This window comes from Mesorhizobium sp. M1252 (assembly GCF_040318265.1).
GTDB lineage: Bacteria > Pseudomonadota > Alphaproteobacteria > Rhizobiales > Rhizobiaceae > Mesorhizobium.
On the sequence record NZ_JAMYLX010000006.1, the window covers coordinates 219,824 to 236,697 of the forward strand.

Here is a 16,874-nt window from a genome sequence, read left to right on the forward strand (position 1 = left end):
GGAGTACTTGCCATATGGGTGTTGAGGTAAGCCGTCTGTCGAACGGCCTGACAGTCGCCACCGAAACCCTTCCAAGCCTCGAATCCGTTGCCCTTGGCGCCTGGGTCAAGTCCGGCGCCCGCAATGAGCGTGACGACGAGCACGGAATGGCCCATCTGCTCGAGCATATGGCCTTCAAGGGTACGAAAAGGCGGACGGCCTTCGAGATCGCCTCGGAAATCGAGGATGTCGGCGGCGAGATCAATGCCGCCACATCAGTCGAGACGACGTCCTATTACGCCAGGGTGCTGTCCGACGATGTGCCGCTGGCGGTGGATATCCTTGCCGATATCCTGCAGGAGTCCGAATTCGACCCGGAGGAACTGGAGCGCGAGCAGCATGTGATCCTGCAGGAGATCGGCGCCGCGCACGACACACCCGACGACATCGTCTTCGACCGTTTCACCGAGACCGCCTTCCGCCACCAGACGATCGGCCGCTCGATCCTCGGCACGCCGGAAACCGTCAAATCCTTCACCTCCAAACAGCTGCATGATTTCATCGAGCGCCAATATGGCGCCGAGAAGATGGTGATCGTGGCGGCCGGCGACATCAAGCACGACAATTTCGTGCGCGAGGTCGAAAAGCAGCTCGGCGGTTTCCGCAGCAAGTCCGACAGCACGATGCCGCAATATGCGCAGTATGTCGGCGGCGATTTCCGCGAGGATCGCGACCTGATGGACGCGCAGATCGTGCTCGGCTTCGAAGGCCGAGCCTATCATGTGCGCGATTTCTACGCTTCGCAGGTGCTGTCGATGATCCTCGGCGGCGGCATGTCGTCCCGGCTGTTCCAGGAGGTCCGCGAAAAGCGTGGCCTGTGCTATTCGGTCTATGCCTTCCACTGGGGTTTTTCCGATACCGGCATCTTCGGCGTTCATGCCGCGACCGGGCAGAGCGACATTGCCGAACTGGTGCCGGTCATTATCGACGAGCTGCAGAAGGCCGGCGAGAATATCCTTCAGGAAGAGCTCGACCGCGCCCGCGCGCAATATCGCGCCGGCCTGATCATGTCGGCTGAAAGCCCGGCCAGCCGCGCCTCGCAGATCGCCAGGCAGCTGCTTCTGTTCGGTCGGCCGATCGCCAAGGAGGAATTGATGGAACGGCTGTCGGCGCTGACCGTCGAGCGGCTGACCGACCTTTCGTCCCGGCTGTTTTCGACCAAGCCGACGCTGACCGCGGTTGGACCGGTGGGTACGCTCGCGCCCTATGAGGCGATTCTCGATTCGCTTGCGGGCACGCACACCACGGCCCGCAAGCTCGCCGTCTAAGCCTTCAAGCGCCGGTGTTCGCGCTCCCTTTCTTTCGCCGTGACCTGCCGGCACTGAAAGGCGACCGGGTCATGCTGCGCGTGCCCTACACCAACGACTATCGCGAATGGTCAGCGGTGCGCGGCGAAAGCCGTGCCTTCCTCGAACCGTGGGAGCCGCGCTGGACGCCCGATGAACTCGACCGCACCGCCTGGCGGCTGCGCATCGGCCGCTACCGCGAAGACTATGCGCAGGGGACAGCCATCGCCTTCTTCATCTTCGAGAAGGCGAGCGGCAAGCTTGCCGGCGGCATTACGCTCGGCAATATCCGCCACGGCGTCTCGCAAAGCGGCCATGTCGGGTACTGGATCGGGGAGCGGTTTGGCGGCCGCGGCCTGATGACCGACGCGGTCAAGGTGGTCTGCCGCTTCGCCTTCGATACGCTGAGGTTGCACCGGATCGAAGCTGCCTGTATTCCCGACAATGTCCGGTCGATCCGCGTGCTTGAAAAAGCCGGATTCCGGCGCGAAGGACTTCTGCGATCCTACCTCAGGATCAACGGCATCTGGCAGGACCACTACCTCTACGCCCGGATCGCGGACGATCCGCCGGGCGCTGGAACGAAGGACTGATTTTTGACGAATTTCCTGCGAAACGGGTCGCTGTTGGCCTTTGTTCTGGCGGTTGTCGTCACGCTTTGCGCGGCGCTCCCGGCCTTCGCCGTCGAACCGATCAAGATTGCCCGCGACGATGTCGCGCTCGACCTGTCGCGCGCCGTCGAGATTTACCGCAACCAGGGCGAAAACTTCCAGGTGTCGACCGCACCCGGCCCCGATGGCATCGTCCGGCGCATCGAGGTCGAGGCCAATGACGCGCGCTCGAGCGGTGACTGGGCGGTGTTCGCGCTCGCCAATACCACCGACCAGCAGCTTGACCGGCTGATCGTGGCGCCGCATTTCAGGCTGGTGAATTCCGGCATCTTCTGGCCCGATCTCGGCGCCACCCGCATCGCCGCGATCACACCCAGCGAGGGCTTCGCGCTCGACCGCCAGTCAAGCTCCGACGCCGACGTGTTCCGGGTGACGCTGAACCCGGGAACGGTGATCACCTTCATCGCCGAACTCGCCTCGCCGAAGCTGCCGCAGGTCTATCTATGGGAGCCGGAAGCCTACAAGGACTCGGTCAATTCCTACACGCTGTTTCGCGGCATCGTCATCGGCATCGCCGGGCTGCTGGCGCTGTTCCTGACCATCCTTTTCGTCGTCAAGGGAACCTCGATGTTTCCGGCGACAGCCGCACTTGCGTGGGCGGTACTTGCCTATATCTGCGTCGATTTCGGCTTTCTGAACAAGATCATAGAGATATCGCCCGGCAACGAGCAGATGTGGCGGGCGGGAACGGAGGTGGCGCTTGCGGCGACCTTCGTGGTGTTCCTGTTCGCCTATCTCAACCTCAACCGGTGGCACGGGCATTTCAGCTATGGCGCGCTGGTCTGGATTCTCGGCCTGGTGCTGATCGCGGGTGTGGCCATCATCGATCCGGCCGTCGCCGCCGGTATTGCCCGGCTGTCCTTTGCCGCCACCGCGCTGACCGGGCTCGGCCTCATCATCCTGCTCGGTCTTCGTGGTTACGACCGTGCGATCATGCTGGTGCCCAGTTGGGTGATGGTGCTGCTATGGCTGTGCGGGTCGTGGATGGCGATCGCCGGCATGCTCGACAACGACATCGCCCAGCCGGCATTGGGCGGCGGGCTGATCCTGATCATCCTTTTGATCGGCTTCACCGTCATGCAGCATGCCTTTGCCGGCGGCGCGCTGCATCAGGGCCTGTTCTCCGATCTCGAGCGCCAGGCGCTGGCCGTCGCCGGCTCCGGCGACACGGTGTGGGACTGGGACGTGCTGCGCGACCGCGTCGTCACCAAGCCCGACGTCAGCATCCAGCTTGGCCTGGCGCCCAACAGCCTGGGGGGTGCGGCCCGCAACTGGCTGCCGGTGCTGCATGCCGACGACCGCGACACGTTCCGCACCACCCTCGACGTGGTGCTCGAACATCGGCGCGGCCGGGTCTCGCAGAATTTCCGCCTGCGCGGCGCCGACGGGCACTACCACTGGTTCTTGCTTCGGGCGCGGCCGGTGATCGGCTCGGATGGCGAAGTGATTCGCTGCGTCGGCACCATGGTCGACGTTACCGAGCAGAAAAAGTCCGAGGAAAGGCTGCTGCACGATGCCGTTCACGACAATCTGACCGGCCTGCCCAACCGCGAACTTCTGATGAACCGGCTGGAAGCCATCATCTCGATCGCGCGCACCGAAGAGAAGGTGCGCCCCACCGTCTTCGTCATCGACATCGACCGTTTCAAGCAGGTCAATGACGGGCTTGGCATCTCGGCCGGCGATACCATCCTGCTCACCATTGCGCGCCGCTTGCACCGGCTGTTGAAACCTAAGGATTCGCTGTCGCGCTTTGCCGGTGACCAGTTCGCCCTGATGCTGCTCTCCGAACAGGAACCCTCCCGCATCGCGGCGGTGGCAGACGCCATCAAGCACGCCATCAACAACCCGATCACCTTCGCCAAGCGCGAGATCGTGCTGACTGCCTCGATCGGCCTGATCACCTGGACCTCGGCGCAGACTTCGGCAGAAGACATGGTCAAGGACGCCGAGCTTGCCATGCACCAGGCCAAGCGCTTCGGCGGCGACAGGATCGAGCCGTTCCGGCCGGCCTTCCGCACCGTCGGCACCGACCGGCTGCAATTCGAATCCGATCTGCGCCGCGCCATCGAGCGGCGCGAATTCACCCTTGCCTACCAGCCGATCGTGCGGCTGGAGGACGGCAGCATTGCCGGCTTCGAAGCGCTGCTGCGTTGGGACCATCCGCGCCGCGGCATGATCCCGCCCGGCGATTTCATTCCGGTCGCCGAAAGCTGTGGCCTGATCGTGCAGCTTGGGCTGTTTGCCATGCAGCAGGCTGCCGAAGACCTCGCCGGCTGGCAAAAGCAGATCGGCGACACCCCGCTGTCGGTGTCGGTCAATCTGTCCAGCCGCCAGCTGATCCGCCGCGACCTGGTCAGCGATGTCCGCTCGGTCATCGCCCGCGCCAATCTGAAGCCGCGCTGCTTCCGGCTCGAACTTACCGAATCGCTGGTCATGGACAATCCAGAGCAGACCTCGCATGTGCTGACCAAGCTCAAGCAGCTCGGCATCGGCCTGTCGCTGGACGATTTCGGCACCGGCTATTCCTCGCTCGCCTATCTGACCCGCTTCCCCTTCGACACCATCAAGATCGACAAGAGCTTCGTCGACGACGCGACGCCGAAGCGGGCGGTGCTGCTCAAATCCATGGTCAACATGGCGCATGAACTCGGCCTGTCGGTGGTGGCCGAGGGCATCTCCGACGAAAGCGATGCGCTGGAACTGCGCCAGATGGGCTGCGAATATGTGCAAAGCTTCATGTTCGGCGCGCCGATGCCAGGCGACCAGGTGCTGAAGGCGTTGAAAGAGCAGTACCCGATGACGCAGGCGTGATGGGTGAGGCATGCGTCGTGCAGGCGCGTGGTTACATTGGAATGAACCCCGAAAATTAGCTGAAGCGACCGCGCCTTCGTCATCCTGGGGCGAAGCAAGGAGCGCAGCGCCGCAGCGCAGACCCTAGGATGACGAAAGTGGCGGGCGGCTTCGGCTAGTCGCGAAGGTTCGGCGGAACGTCGGCGAAGGCGAGGCCTCAGGCGTGCCCCGCGGCCAGGCTCAAATGCGCCAGATCAATCCCGATCGATGCCAGGATGCGGTCGTACTTCCGCTCGATGTCGGCGTCGAACAGCAGCTCCGGCGTGGCCGGGCAGGTCAGCCAGCCATTCTCGGCGATCTCGGTTTCCAGCTGGCCGGCGCCCCAGCCGGAATAGCCGAGCGCCATCAACGCGCGCCGCGGGCCGCGGCCGGACGAGATGGCGCGCAATATGTCGACCGTCGCGGTCAGGCAGATATCGTCGGAGACGGTGAGCGAGGATTCCACCCGGTAGTCGCCCGAGTGCAGGACGAAGCCGCGGCTACGGTCGACGGGGCCGCCATTGCGCACGACGAAGTCGCGAGCCTGCGCCGGCAGCCTGATCGCCTCCTGCTCGTTCATGATGCCGAGCTGCACCAGAAGATCGGGAAACAGCATCTGTTGCGTCTGGTTGATGATCAGGCCCATGGCGCCTTCATCGCTGTGCGCGCAGATGTAGATGACCGAGCGCGTGAAGCGATCGTCCTTCATGCCGGGCATGGCAATCAGGAACTGGTCGTCAAGAAAGCCGCGTCCACCGGCTGTCTTTTTGTGGCGCAACAAGTCCATGGACTGGAGCGTAACGCGTTTCCGGGACGCCGAAAAGATGCGCCGCGTGCGATTCGGCCAAAGCCCAACGGTTGGAACAACGGAATCTTGACTGCGAACTTCACTCGGCCGATTGCTTGAAGCCAACTGTTCCTTGCCCGAAGGTCACGCAAATATGATACGCAGAGCGCCATGAAAACATTGCGCGGCCATGAACTGACGATCAAATCAACGCCATGCAAAGCTTGAAAATCCTGCTGCTCGGTATTGCTATCGGATGCGGAGCAGTCCTGCCCGCCGCCGCCTCCTCGTCGGAATGGTACAACAGCGAAGGCGGCAAGGTGCGGCTGGTGACAACAGGCAAGGCCGACGAGGCCGGTCGCATACAGGGCGTGCTCGACATCGCGCTCAAGCCCGGCTGGAAAACTTATTGGCGCGATCCGGGCGACGCCGGCGTGCCGCCGCAGATCGACGTTTCGGCCAGCACCAACATCACCGATGCGGCGTTTTCCTTCCCGCCGCCGCAGCGCCATGACGACGGCTACGGCAAATGGGCCGGCTACAACCATCCGGTCTCGCTGCCGGTGACATTCACTTTGTCGTCGCCTGGGGATGCGGCCGTCATCGATGCCGACATCTTTCTTGGCATCTGCGAGACGATCTGTATTCCGGTGCAGACGCGGCTGAGCGTCGATCCCGCCGCCGATCCCGACAATGCCGAGGATGCGGCGCTGGTGAAGGCTGCACTCGCCACCTTGCCCGCGCCTGCCAAGCCCGATTTCGGGATCAAGGTGCTGCCGGGCGACCATGAGACGCTGATGGTCGAGGCGACTTTTCCCGGAGATCCGGAGGCGGCGGATTTATTCGTCGCCGGGGGACGCGATTATATGTTCGGGGCGCCTGCACGCAGCGAAAAGGACGGCCGGCTGGTATTTACCATTCCGATCCTCGACCGGCCGTCGACGACACCGACCGATGGCGGGTTGTATTACACCCTGACAAGTGCCGAAGGCGCGGTCGAGGGCGTTCTGCCGTTCCCCTGATACCGAACCCGATCCGGGCTTTCCCTTGATCCAGGCCTTGTCGGCGGTTGCGGGAGATGCCCGATTTCGCTATCGCAAGAAACCTTCCCTGCTTTTCACACGAGGACCATCATGACGATTGCCGTTGGCGACAAACTGCCCGATGCGACCTTCAAGGAAATGACCGCCGACGGCGCCAAGGTGATCACCTCGGCCGAGATTTTCGCGGGCAAGAAGGTCGTGCTGTTCGGCGTTCCAGGCGCCTTCACGCCGACCTGCAGCAACAATCATCTGCCGGGCTATCTCGAGAACCACGATGCCATCCTGGCCCGCGGCGTCGACACCATCGCCGTCGTGTCCGTCAACGATGTCCATGTCATGGGCGCCTGGGCCAATTTCACCGGCGGTCAAGGCAAGATCCTCTATCTCGCCGACGGCAATGGCGACTTCGCCAGGTCGATCGGCCTCGACTCCGACTATTCCAGCGGCGGCATGGGATTGCGCTCGAAGCGCTTCTCGATGATCGTCGACAACGGCAAGGTCACCGCGCTCAACGTCGAGACCAAGCCAGGAGTCGACACGTCGGGTGCCGCTCACATTCTGAGCCAGCTCTAAACCGCGGCGGCCGCCTCGGCTCATGAACGCCATGGCCTGACGACCACGCGCTTCCAGCCGGATTGCCTGCTTTGGGGGACATCGACGATGTTTGACATCATCTGGCGCAGCATTGCGATTGGCATCGGCGCCACGGTGCTGATGGATCTTTGGGCGCTGTTCCTGCATCTGGCGCTCAGTCAGCCGCGGCCGAACTGGGGGCCGCCCGGCCGCTGGGTCTGGCACCTTAGGGAAGGCAAGGTTTTCCACGACGATATCGCCCAAGCCGCACCCTATGCGCATGAGCAGGCGCTGGGCTGGGCTTTCCACTATGTCACCGGCATCGTCTACGGCTTCATCCTGGTGGCGCTGGTGGGCACGGCATGGTTGGACGCGCCGACCTTCCTGCCGGCCTTCATCCTCGGCATGGTCACCATCGGCGCCGGCTGGTTCCTGCTGGCGCCCGGCATGGGCGGCGGCTGGGCTGCCTCAAAGCGCCCCAACGCGATGCAGATCCGCGCCTTCAACGTGATCTCGCACACGGTGTTCGCGCTCGGCCTCTACGGCACGGCCCTGCTGATCCGCTGAGGACGGGTTCTATCTGTTGGTCGCGCGCGGCTTCATCGCGGCTACGGTATCGATGATCTCCTGACATCCGCTTTAGCGCGGCGCCAGACTGTCTATCGGCCGCCATCCGTGGACGACGCGGCGCGTGCCGACATCATAGGCGAAGTAATTACCACCGCCGGCCGGCTGGTCCGCCGCGCGGCTGATTGCGCGGCCGCTGAGCGAGAGCAGCAGCAATGTTCCGACGCCGCCATGGCCGACGAAGGCAATGTCGCCGCCGTCGGCAGCACCCAGCACCGTTTCGACCTCGCTGACAATGCGTTGCTGGGCGTCGATGGCCCGTTCCCAGCCGCGGATGCTTTTGTGCGGGTTGGCGAAGAACTGGTCGGCGACCACCTCGAACTCCGGCGGCGGCAGGAAGCCGGTTGCCGACCGAACGTTCTCATGCATGCGCTCCCTCACCTCGACCGCGAGGCCGAGGTGTTTGCCAAGAATCTCGGCGGTTTCGATCGCCTTGCGCTCGGCCGACGAGACGACACGGCGGATCGATCCGACCCATGGCTGATCGAGCATGGCTGATGCTCGCGCTCGTCCGATCTCGGACAGCCCCCAGTGCGGCACGGGAACGTTGGCATCGATCTGAACCTGGGGATGGGTGATGTAGTATACGATCGGCATGAGTGAGATCCCCTTGCCGATAGCTTGAGCTCAATAGCTCTGGGTCGAGCGCCGTGCCCGTGGCGCCGGTTGCTTCTCGGATGCCGCCGGCTTCAGCGCCACTTTCAGCGCCGCAGGTTTGGCTGAGCCCCTCTTGAACGGCGCCATGCCTTCCCTTGCGAGTTCGTCGGCGCGTTCGTTCTCGGAGTGGCCGGCATGGCCCTTGACCCAGTTCCAGGTCACCTTGTGGCGCCGATTGGCCTCATCCAGCGCCTGCCACAGTTCACCGTTCTTGACTGGCTTCTTGTCAGCGGTCTTCCAGCCGTTTTTCTTCCAGCCGTGGATCCATTTGGAGATACCGTCCATGACATATTTGCTGTCGGTGTGAAGCTCGACGGCGCACGGCTCCTTCAGCGCATTCAGCGCCGAGATGGCGGCCAGCAGCTCCATACGGTTATTGGTCGTCTCGGCCTCGCCGCCCGACAATTCCCTGGTCTTGCCGTTGAAGCGCAGGATGGCGCCCCAGCCGCCGGGACCGGGATTGCCCGAGCAGGCGCCGTCGGTGAAGATTTCAACCTGCTTGGTCATGTCAGTCCGTATTCCGAAGGCGACCTGATCGCGCGGTGGAAGCGCATGCGGCGGATATATTCGGTCGGATCGCGCTTCATGACCAGCCCGCCCTCGGGAACCGTCAGCCAGTCATAGAGCCGGGTCAGCATGAAGCGCAGCGCCGAACCGCGCGAAAGCATCGGCAGCGCTGCTTTCTCGCCATCGCTCAAAGGCCGCACGCTCTGATAGCCGGCCAGCAGCGCCGTGCCTTTGGTCAGGTTGAAGGAGAAATCCTTCTCGAAACACCAAGCATTGAGGCAGGTGGCGACGTCATAGGCGTAGAGGTCGTTGCAGGCGAAATAGAAGTCGATGAGGCCGGACAGTCTTTCGCCGAGGAAGAAGACATTGTCGGGAAACAGATCGGCATGGATGATGCCTGTCGGCAGGCCTTGCGGCCAATGGCGTCCGAAGTCGGCGAAATCAGCGTCGACCTCGGCCGCCAGTCCCGGCTCCACCTCGTCGGCGCGGTCGCGCGAGGCGTTCCACAATTTGCGCCAGCCCTCGATTGCCAGTGCGTTGTCACGCGTCATCGCAAAATCCTGCCCGGCCAAATGCAGTGCGGCGAGGGACTTGCCGACCTCCGCGCAATGCGCCGCTGTCGGCCGCCGCAGCGACAGGCCTTCGAGGAAGGTGATGATGACCGCGGGACGGCCGGCCAGCGTGCCGATGACGGTGCCGTCATGCGCGGTCACCGGCAGCGGACAGGAAATGCCTTTGCGGGCGAGATGGCCCATCAGGCCGAGGAAGAACGGCAGGTCGGCCTTGTCGACGCGCTTCTCGTAGAGCGTCAGTATGTAAGAGCCGCTTGAGGTGTGCAGCAGGAAATTCGAATTCTCCGTGCCTTCGGCGATACCCTTGTAGGACAAGAGTTCGCCGACTGGATATGCCCTCAGGAACGCGCCGAGTTCGCCCTCATTGACGTCGGTGTAGACCGCCATGGGCTGTTCACGCGGCTCCGTTGACGAAGGCCATGTCGGCCCGCGTCAGTTCTACATCGCGCAGAACCCGCATGACTGGAAAATCCTCCGTTTCGGTGGCCGTGATCGCCAGGTCGATGTTCACCTCGAAGCGCTGGCGGAAGGCGTCGATGATCTCGTCGACGATGATCTCCGGCGCCGACGCGCCGGCAGACAGGCCGAGCGTCGAGATATTTGTGATGTCATTCCACGGAATTTCGGCGGCGCGCTGTACGAGAAGCGACATGGTGGCGCCGGCGCGCTCCGCCACTTCGACAAGACGGCGCGAATTGGAGGAATTGGGCGCACCGACGATCAGATAGAGATCGGCGCCGGCGGCGGTTTCCTTGACCGCTTCCTGGCGGTTGGTGGTGGCGTAGCAGATCGATTCGGCGGCCGGTGCATGCAGTTGCGGGAAGCGCTCCTGCAGCACCCGCAATATGCCGGCAGTGTCTTCGACCGACAACGTTGTCTGGCTTACGAAGCCGAGCGCTTCCGGGTCGGCGGGGGCAAAGGTCCCAGCGTCGGCTTCGGTCTCGATCAGCGTGACGGCGCCTTCAGCCAGTTGGCCCATGGTGCCGATCACTTCGGGATGGCCGGCATGGCCGATCAGAAGCACATGGCGGCCGAGCCGCTGATGGCGCATCGCCTGCTTGTGCACCTTGGACACCAGCGGGCAGGTGGCGTCGAGATAGAAGAGCTCGCGTGCCTTGGCGTCGGCCGGCACCGATTTCGGCACGCCGTGGGCCGAGAAGACAACCGGCGACTTGCGGTGCTCGGCCGGGATTTCAGAGAGTTCCTCGATGAAAACCGCGCCAAGGCTTTGCAGGCCCTTGACGACATAGCGGTTGTGCACGATCTCGTGGCGGACATAGACCGGCGCGCCGTATTTCTTCAACGCCAGCACGACGATCTGGATCGCGCGGTCGACACCGGCGCAAAAGCCGCGCGGCTGGCAGAGCCGGATCGTCAGCGGTGGTTTTGTGGCGGTCTGCAGCATGATTCCAGATCGGTTGATCGTATCGTGACGCGAAATGAGGTGTGCACCCCTGCCCTGTCAAGGGCAGTTGAGATCAGGTTGAATGGTCAGCCTGATCTAACTCTTTGTTGGAGCATGATCTTGTCCGAAAACCGGTTCCCACTTTTCGGGATGATGCTCTGGATCATTCAGTCTTTGCCGGACGGCGCAGCCTGACGATCAGAACCGCGGCAAGAGCCGCCGCCAGGCCATACCAGGTGAAGGCATATTGCAGATGAGAGTTCGGCAGGTCGATGATGGTGACGCCGCCGACCGGCAGCCCGCCCGGGTTCGGCGTCTTGTCGGCGTCGATGAAGATCGGCACCAGCACGGCACCGGCCGGCAGGCCGGCACTCGCCGCCATGACGTCACGATCCTTCCAATAGAAGATGTTCTTGGCCATGTCATTGTCGGGCAGCATCATCGACGGCTTGGCCGGCAGCGGGTTGCGCGCCAGGCCGGTGACCGTGACCTTGCCGGTCACCTGCCCTTGCGGGCGCTTGGCGGCATCCTTGAGATCATAGGGAACGAAGCCGCGGTTGATCAGGACATAGCGGCCATCGTCGAGGGCCAGCGGGGTATAGACGTTGAAGCCGGCGTCGCCGTCCCAGGTGGCGTAGAAATGCCGCTCGCCGGAGTGCAGGAACGTCCCGCTGACGGTGACCGGCGTGTAGTCGACATCACCGGTTGCGGCGAATTCCTTCTCGACGTCCGCCAGCGGCTGCGGCGCTGAATGGGTGCGCTGGTCGATGGTCTGCAGAAGGGCTTCCTTCCAGTACAGGCGCTGCACCTGCCATGTGCCAAGCCCGAGCAGGATGACGAACACCACCAGGCCGAGGCCGAGCAGCAATGCCGTCTTCGGCCGCGAGCGGCCGGCGGGCTTGGTCAGCGCCTCGCTCATTGCCCCTGGTCCAGGCGGCCTTCGGCCGCCTTGTTGGCGTATTGAAGCGTCAGCAGCACCCCCTTGATCAACCTCAGCGCCGTCAGGCACAGTCCCACGGCCAGCGGTATCCAGATGATGAAATGCAGCCAGAGCGGCGGGCTCAGCGTCACCTCCACCCACAGCGCCAGCCCGACGACGATGAAGCCGATGATCAGGATGACGAACACCGCCGGGCCGTCGCCGGCATCGGCGTAGGAATAGTCGAGGCCGCAATTGTTGCAGCGCTTGCCGACGGTGAGGAAGCCGGAAAACAGCCGTCCTTCGCCGCAGCGCGGGCAGCGTCCGTGCAGGCCGGCCGAGATCGGCTCGATGGGTGGCCAGATCGCCCTATCTTCACTCATGGATAGTCATGCTTTACGGCTCGATTTCGATCAGCGTTCCATCCGGCACCATAGTCCAGATTTCATCCATGTCGCAGTCGGTAACCCCAATGCAGCCATCGGTCCAGTCGACCATTTGAAGCAGCCAGCCCGACCAGCCGATTCCGTTGGACATTAACGGGCGCCGAAAAGAAGAAAGGCGACCGCGTTGCCGCGACCGCCCTTCTGATTTGTCGGTTCGGTGAAAGCCGTCAGTGGCCTTCGATCACCGCGCCGACCGATCCCCAGACGTAGATCGATGCGAACAGGAACAGCCAGACCACGTCGACGAAGTGCCAGTACCAGGCAGCCGCCTCGAAGCCGAAATGCTGCTTGGGCGTGAAGTCGCCTTTCCAGGCGCGGATCAGGCAGACCAGCAGGAAGATGGTGCCGATGATGACGTGGAAGCCATGGAAGCCGGTCGCCATGAAGAAGGTGGCGCCGTAGATGGAATCCTTGAAGCCGAACGGAGCGTGCATGTACTCGTAGGCCTGCACCATGGTGAACAGCATGCCGAGGCCGACGGTCAGCACCAGGCCGTTGATCAGGCCCTTGCGGTCGCCATGGATGAGCGAATGGTGCGCCCATGTCACCGTGGTGCCCGACAGAAGCAGGATGATGGTGTTGTAGAGCGGCAGATGGAAGGGATCGAGGACTTCGAGACCCTTCGGCGGCCAGACGCCGCCAGTGAAAGCGGTGCGGGCGTAATTCTGCACTTCGCTCGGAAACAGGCTGGCATCGAAATAGGCCCAGAACCAGGCAACGAAGAACATCACTTCCGAAGCGATGAACATGATCATGCCGTAGCGCAGATGCAGCGACACGACGCGCGTGTGGTGGCCCTCATGCGCTTCCTTGATGGTGTCCGACCACCAGGCAAACATCGTGTAGAGGACGATGACCAGGCCGATGAAGAACAGCCATGGATTCGCGATGTTGTGGCCGAAAATCGGAAAATCGCCGTTCTTGAGATACTGCATCAGGGCGACGCCGCCGACTGCAGTCACCAGCGCGCCGATCGACCCCAGGAAGGGCCATGGGCTCGGGTTGACGAGATGGTAGTCGTGTTGTGGTTTTGCGTGCGCGTCTGCCATATCAACCCCCGAGATTTGCTTCGGTATCTGAAACTTTGCTGCTGCTGTCCGGCGTCGATGACGCCACCGGCTTGTTCTTTTGGACCGGGAACATGGTGTAGGACAGGGTGATCGTCTTCAAGTCCTTCAGTTCCGGCACGTTGACGATATCGGGATCCACATAGAACACGACCGGCATGTCCAGCGTCTCGCCGGGCTTCAGCGTCGTGTCGGTGAAGCAGAAACACTCGACCTTGTTGAAGTAGGGGCCCGCCAGTTCCGGCTGCACGTTGAAGGTGGCGCGGCCGGTAACGGCGCGGTCGAACTTGTTGGTGGCGCTGTAATGCGCCTGCGTGGTCTCGCCGATCTTGATGGTGACCGAACGGGCGACCGGCTGGAACTGCCACGGAATGCCGTTGGTGTTGGCGTCGAAGCGCACGGTGATGTCGCGGTCGAGGATGCGGCCGGCATATTGCTTTTCGGCGCGCTGCGTCGTGCCGCCATAGCCGGTGGCCTGGCAGAACATCTTGTAGAGCGGCACCGCGGCGTAGGCCATGCCGATCATGCCGCCGAAGAAGGCGACGCAGACGGCGGCGACGACGCGGTTGGTGTTCTTCTTCCTGGGATCGGTCACGGTCTGGCGGGTCATCATCGGCCTCATCCGGTATGGCCGAATTTCACGATGGTCGCGACGTAGAAGATGACGACCAGAATCGCCAGCGCGACGCCGATCGCCGCCGAACGGTTGCGCCGCGCCTTCTTCTGGCTTTCGGTCAGCGTGACCAGTTCAAGCTTCTTGTCGATCATGGTCATGCTCCACCGATGGCCAAAGCGCGACCGACGACACAGTCGGCAAGATAGATGGCGAAGATGGCGAAGAGGTAGAGCAGCGAATAGGCGAACAGAGCCTTGGCCGGCTTCATGACGCGGTCGCTATCGGTCATGCACAGCACTTTCCAGGCATACCAGACGAAGCCGGCGCCGAGAGCCACTGATGCGACGCCATAGAAGGCGGTGGTGAAACCGAGCACCCAGGGCAGCACACCGATCGGCGCCAGGATCAGGGCGTAGGCAAAGATCTGGCGGCGGGTCGAGGCCTGGCCGGCAACGTTCGGCATCATCGGGATGCCGGCCTTGGCGTAGTCGTCGGACTTGAACAGTGCCAGCGCCCAGAAGTGCGGCGGCGTCCACAGGAAGATGATCAGGAACAGGACGAGGCTTTCCAGGCTCACCGTTCCGGTCACCGCGGCCCAGCCGATGACCGGCGGGATGGCGCCGGCGGCACCGCCGATGACGATGTTCTGCGGCGTCGAGCGCTTCAGCCACATCGTGTAGACGACGGCGTAGAAGAAGATGGTGAAGGCAAGCAGCGCCGCCGACAGCCAGTTGACCAGTACGCCCAGCGTCATCACCGATAGCACCGAAAGCACAAGGCCGAAGCTCAGGGCTTCGCCGGGCAGGATGCGGCCGGAGGGTACCGGGCGGCCGGCGGTCCGGCTCATTACTGCGTCGATGTCGGCGTCGTACCACATGTTGAGCGCACCAGAGGCGCCGGCGCCGATGGCAATGGCCAGGATGGCGATCACCGCCAGCAGCGGGTTGATGGTCACGGGTGCAGCGACCATGCCGACAAAGGCCGTGAACACCACCAGCGACATGACGCGCGGCTTCAGCAGGGCGAAGAAATCGCCCGACGTGGCTTCCGACATGCGAAAGCCCGCTTCGTCAATCATTGGGTCGTCGACAAGGGCCATGCGTACATAAGTCCAATCATTCCGTTGGCCGAAAACCGCCGGCGGGCCGGCGGTTTCGTATTCGGGCTGCCTTCACTTGATCTTGGGCAGCTGTTCCCACTGGTGGAAAGGCGGCGGCGAAGGCAGCTGCCATTCGAGCGTCGTTGCACCCTCGCCCCACGGATTGGCGCCGGCGACGCGCTTCTTCTGGAAGGCCTCGAACACGCCATAGAGGAAGATCACCACGCCGACGGCCGATATATAGGAGCCGTAGGACGACACCATGTTCCAGCCGGCGAACGCGTCGGGATAATCGATGGTGCGGCGCGGCATGCCGGCGAGGCCGAGGAAATGCTGCGGGAAGAAGATCAAATTGACGCCGACGAAGGTGACCCAGAAGTGGGTGTTGGCGATCACCGGCGAGTACATGTAGCCGGTCATCTTGGGGAACCAGTAGTACCAGCCGGCGAAGATGGCGAAGACCGCACCCAGCGACAGCACATAGTGGAAGTGGGCAATGACGAAATAGGTGTCATGCAGCGAGCGGTCGAGGCCGGCATTGGCGAGCTGGACGCCGGTGACACCGCCGACCGTGAACAGGAAGATGAAGCCCAGCGCCCACAGCATCGGCGTCTTGAACGAGATCGAGCCGCCCCACATCGTCGCGATCCAGGAGAAGATCTTCACGCCTGTCGGCACGGCGATGACCATGGTGGCAAAGACGAAGTAGCGCTGCGTGTCGAGCGACAGGCCGGTCGTGTACATGTGGTGCGCCCAGACGATGAAGCCGACGGCGCCGATCGCGACCATGGCGTAGGCCATGCCGAGATAGCCGAACACCGGCTTCTTCGAGAAGGTCGAGACGATGTGGCTGATGATGCCGAAGCCCGGCAGGATCAGGATGTACACTTCGGGGTGACCAAAGAACCAGAACAGATGCTGGAACAGGATCGGATCGCCGCCGCCGTCCGGGGCGAAGAAGGTGGTGCCGAAATTGCGGTCGGTAAGCAGCATGGTGATGCCACCGGCCAGAACCGGAAGCGACAATAGCAGCAGGAAGGCGGTGATCAGAACCGACCAGGCAAATAGCGGCATCTTGTGCAGCGTCATGCCCGGCGCGCGCATGTTGAAAATGGTGGTGATGAAGTTGATGGCGCCGAGGATCGAGGACGCGCCGGCAATGTGGATCGACAGGATCGCCAGATCCATGGCCGGCCCGGGCTGGCCGGAGGTCGACAGCGGCGGATAGAGCGTCCAGCCGCCGCCAACGCCATAGGCGCCGGGCGCGCTCGGCATGAAAGCCGAAGCGATGAGCAGCAGGAAGGCCGGCGGCAGCAGCCAGAACGAAATGTTGTTCATGCGCGGGAAGGCCATGTCGGGGGCGCCGATCATGATCGGCACCATCCAGTTGGCGAAGCCGCCGATCAGCGCCGGCATGACCATGAAGAAGATCATGATCAGCGCGTGCGCGGTGCCAAAGGCGTTGTACATGCTCTTGCCGCCGTCGATGGCGGCATCGCCGTTCATGCCGTAGACCATCTGCGCCAGACCGGTGAAGATCTGGATGCCCGGCTCCTGCAGCTCCATGCGGATGACGACCGAAAGCGCGCCGCCGACGATGCCCGCGAAGATCGCAAAGATCAGGTAGAGCGTGCCGATGTCCTTGTGGTTGGTGGAGTACACCCACCGGACCCAGCCATGATAGGGCTTGTGGTCGTGGTCGTCGTGAGCTGCAGCTTCTGACATGGT

Annotated in this window: 19 protein-coding genes; 6 read left to right on the forward strand and 13 right to left on the reverse strand. The window is 63.0% G+C overall.

Annotated features, from left to right (window positions below; genetic code table 11):
- Positions 1–14: 14 nt before the first annotated feature.
- From NKH22_RS14630 to NKH22_RS14640, 3 genes are read left to right on the forward strand one after another with little or no spacing between them, the layout of a single operon-like run.
- Complete coding sequence (locus tag NKH22_RS14630) at positions 15–1,307, forward strand: M16 family metallopeptidase (RefSeq protein ID WP_023668402.1); 1,293 nt, start codon at positions 15–17, stop codon at positions 1,305–1,307.
- A 14-nt stretch (positions 1,308–1,321) separates the two neighbouring features.
- Complete coding sequence (locus NKH22_RS14635; protein WP_023668403.1) at positions 1,322–1,918, forward strand: GNAT family N-acetyltransferase; 597 nt, start codon at positions 1,322–1,324, stop codon at positions 1,916–1,918.
- A gap of 3 nt (positions 1,919–1,921) precedes the next feature.
- Positions 1,922–4,810 (forward strand): EAL domain-containing protein, encoded by a 2,889-nt coding sequence (locus NKH22_RS14640; RefSeq protein ID WP_352909949.1) that lies wholly within the window; start codon positions 1,922–1,924, stop codon positions 4,808–4,810.
- A 196-nt stretch (positions 4,811–5,006) separates the two neighbouring features.
- On the opposite strand, the gene NKH22_RS14645 is transcribed toward NKH22_RS14640, so the two are convergent.
- On the reverse strand, positions 5,007–5,615 hold the full coding sequence (locus tag NKH22_RS14645; protein ID WP_023668405.1) for a YqgE/AlgH family protein: 609 nt from the start codon (positions 5,613–5,615) through the stop codon (positions 5,007–5,009).
- A 215-nt stretch (positions 5,616–5,830) separates the two neighbouring features.
- Here NKH22_RS14645 and NKH22_RS14650 point away from each other — a divergent pair, with 215 nt between their 5' ends.
- The 3 genes from NKH22_RS14650 (at position 5,831) to NKH22_RS14660 (ending at position 7,798) form a co-directional block, all read left to right on the forward strand.
- Positions 5,831–6,637 carry a protein-disulfide reductase DsbD domain-containing protein gene (locus NKH22_RS14650; RefSeq protein WP_023706670.1) on the forward strand — a complete coding sequence of 269 codons (807 nt, stop codon included), beginning with the start codon at positions 5,831–5,833 and terminating at the stop codon, positions 6,635–6,637.
- Positions 6,638–6,748: 111 nt separating this feature from the next.
- Positions 6,749–7,231: a peroxiredoxin gene (locus tag NKH22_RS14655; RefSeq protein WP_023698522.1), complete on the forward strand. Its 483-nt coding sequence runs from the start codon at positions 6,749–6,751 to the stop codon at positions 7,229–7,231.
- A gap of 87 nt (positions 7,232–7,318) precedes the next feature.
- The gene (locus tag NKH22_RS14660) at positions 7,319–7,798 is read left to right on the forward strand and encodes a DUF2938 domain-containing protein (RefSeq protein WP_023706669.1); all 480 of its coding nucleotides are present in this window, start codon (positions 7,319–7,321) and stop codon (positions 7,796–7,798) included.
- 72 nt (positions 7,799–7,870) lie between these two features.
- Here NKH22_RS14660 and NKH22_RS14665 read toward each other — a convergent pair whose 3' ends face one another.
- The 12 genes from NKH22_RS14665 to ctaD all read right to left on the reverse strand — a co-directional run bounded on the left by NKH22_RS14665 (position 7,871) and on the right by ctaD (position 16,871).
- Positions 7,871–8,455, reverse strand: a complete 585-nt coding sequence (locus NKH22_RS14665) for a histidine phosphatase family protein (RefSeq protein WP_027050050.1) — start codon at positions 8,453–8,455, stop codon at positions 7,871–7,873.
- A 30-nt stretch (positions 8,456–8,485) separates the two neighbouring features.
- Positions 8,486–9,022, reverse strand: coding sequence for a ribonuclease HI (rnhA, locus tag NKH22_RS14670; protein WP_023706667.1), 537 nt, complete (start codon positions 9,020–9,022; stop codon positions 8,486–8,488).
- On the reverse strand, positions 9,019–9,981 hold the full coding sequence (locus tag NKH22_RS14675; protein WP_027050051.1) for a homoserine kinase: 963 nt from the start codon (positions 9,979–9,981) through the stop codon (positions 9,019–9,021). Before NKH22_RS14675 ends, rnhA begins: the two co-directional genes overlap by 4 nt.
- Positions 9,982–9,988: 7 nt before the next feature.
- Entirely contained in the window at positions 9,989–10,999 is a 1,011-nt protein-coding gene (ispH, locus tag NKH22_RS14680) for a 4-hydroxy-3-methylbut-2-enyl diphosphate reductase (RefSeq protein ID WP_352909954.1), read from the reverse strand.
- A gap of 163 nt (positions 11,000–11,162) precedes the next feature.
- On the reverse strand, positions 11,163–11,918 hold the full coding sequence (locus NKH22_RS14685; protein ID WP_023702011.1) for an SURF1 family protein: 756 nt from the start codon (positions 11,916–11,918) through the stop codon (positions 11,163–11,165).
- Positions 11,915–12,301 carry a DUF983 domain-containing protein gene (locus NKH22_RS14690; protein ID WP_023685423.1) on the reverse strand — a complete coding sequence of 129 codons (387 nt, stop codon included), beginning with the start codon at positions 12,299–12,301 and terminating at the stop codon, positions 11,915–11,917. Before NKH22_RS14690 ends, NKH22_RS14685 begins: the two co-directional genes overlap by 4 nt.
- A gap of 13 nt (positions 12,302–12,314) precedes the next feature.
- A complete protein-coding gene (locus NKH22_RS14695) occupies positions 12,315–12,455 on the reverse strand; it encodes a L,D-transpeptidase family protein (RefSeq protein WP_023702012.1) in 141 nt (46 codons plus the stop codon).
- Between the two features lie 76 nt (positions 12,456–12,531).
- The gene (locus tag NKH22_RS14700) at positions 12,532–13,413 is read right to left on the reverse strand and encodes a cytochrome c oxidase subunit 3 (RefSeq protein WP_023668416.1); all 882 of its coding nucleotides are present in this window, start codon (positions 13,411–13,413) and stop codon (positions 12,532–12,534) included.
- Position 13,414: 1 nt separating this feature from the next.
- Entirely contained in the window at positions 13,415–14,041 is a 627-nt protein-coding gene (locus NKH22_RS14705) for a cytochrome c oxidase assembly protein (RefSeq protein ID WP_023692073.1), read from the reverse strand.
- Between the two features lie 8 nt (positions 14,042–14,049).
- Positions 14,050–14,205: a cytochrome c oxidase system small membrane protein gene (locus tag NKH22_RS14710; protein ID WP_023668418.1), complete on the reverse strand. Its 156-nt coding sequence runs from the start codon at positions 14,203–14,205 to the stop codon at positions 14,050–14,052.
- Positions 14,202–15,146, reverse strand: a complete 945-nt coding sequence (locus NKH22_RS14715) for a heme o synthase (protein ID WP_023668419.1) — start codon at positions 15,144–15,146, stop codon at positions 14,202–14,204. The genes NKH22_RS14710 and NKH22_RS14715 overlap by 4 nt, the downstream gene beginning before the upstream one ends.
- 72 nt (positions 15,147–15,218) lie before the next feature.
- Complete coding sequence (ctaD, locus tag NKH22_RS14720) at positions 15,219–16,871, reverse strand: cytochrome c oxidase subunit I (RefSeq protein ID WP_023702013.1); 1,653 nt, start codon at positions 16,869–16,871, stop codon at positions 15,219–15,221.
- Between the last annotated feature and the right edge of the window lie 3 nt (positions 16,872–16,874).

Excerpts from the sequence above, each read along its gene's own strand:
- NKH22_RS14695 (WP_023702012.1), bottom strand. The coding sequence starts at position 12,455 with ATGTCCAACGGAATCGGCTGGTCGGGCTGGCTGCTTCAAATGGTCGAC.
- NKH22_RS14650 (WP_023706670.1), top strand. The coding sequence starts at position 5,831 with ATGCAAAGCTTGAAAATCCTGCTGCTCGGTATTGCTATCGGATGCGGA.
- NKH22_RS14710 (WP_023668418.1), bottom strand. The coding sequence starts at position 14,205 with ATGACCATGATCGACAAGAAGCTTGAACTGGTCACGCTGACCGAAAGC.
- NKH22_RS14715 (WP_023668419.1), bottom strand. The coding sequence starts at position 15,146 with ATGGCCCTTGTCGACGACCCAATGATTGACGAAGCGGGCTTTCGCATG.
- ispH (WP_352909954.1), bottom strand. The coding sequence starts at position 10,999 with ATGCTGCAGACCGCCACAAAACCACCGCTGACGATCCGGCTCTGCCAG.
- ctaD (WP_023702013.1), bottom strand. The coding sequence starts at position 16,871 with ATGTCAGAAGCTGCAGCTCACGACGACCACGACCACAAGCCCTATCAT.
- NKH22_RS14660 (WP_023706669.1), top strand. The coding sequence starts at position 7,319 with ATGTTTGACATCATCTGGCGCAGCATTGCGATTGGCATCGGCGCCACG.
- NKH22_RS14645 (WP_023668405.1), bottom strand. The coding sequence starts at position 5,615 with ATGGACTTGTTGCGCCACAAAAAGACAGCCGGTGGACGCGGCTTTCTT.
- NKH22_RS14690 (WP_023685423.1), bottom strand. The coding sequence starts at position 12,301 with ATGAGTGAAGATAGGGCGATCTGGCCACCCATCGAGCCGATCTCGGCC.
- NKH22_RS14685 (WP_023702011.1), bottom strand. The coding sequence starts at position 11,918 with ATGAGCGAGGCGCTGACCAAGCCCGCCGGCCGCTCGCGGCCGAAGACG.
- NKH22_RS14665 (WP_027050050.1), bottom strand. The coding sequence starts at position 8,455 with ATGCCGATCGTATACTACATCACCCATCCCCAGGTTCAGATCGATGCC.
- NKH22_RS14705 (WP_023692073.1), bottom strand. The coding sequence starts at position 14,041 with ATGACCCGCCAGACCGTGACCGATCCCAGGAAGAAGAACACCAACCGC.
- NKH22_RS14700 (WP_023668416.1), bottom strand. The coding sequence starts at position 13,413 with ATGGCAGACGCGCACGCAAAACCACAACACGACTACCATCTCGTCAAC.
- NKH22_RS14675 (WP_027050051.1), bottom strand. The coding sequence starts at position 9,981 with ATGGCGGTCTACACCGACGTCAATGAGGGCGAACTCGGCGCGTTCCTG.
- NKH22_RS14630 (WP_023668402.1), top strand. The coding sequence starts at position 15 with ATGGGTGTTGAGGTAAGCCGTCTGTCGAACGGCCTGACAGTCGCCACC.
- rnhA (WP_023706667.1), bottom strand. The coding sequence starts at position 9,022 with ATGACCAAGCAGGTTGAAATCTTCACCGACGGCGCCTGCTCGGGCAAT.
- NKH22_RS14655 (WP_023698522.1), top strand. The coding sequence starts at position 6,749 with ATGACGATTGCCGTTGGCGACAAACTGCCCGATGCGACCTTCAAGGAA.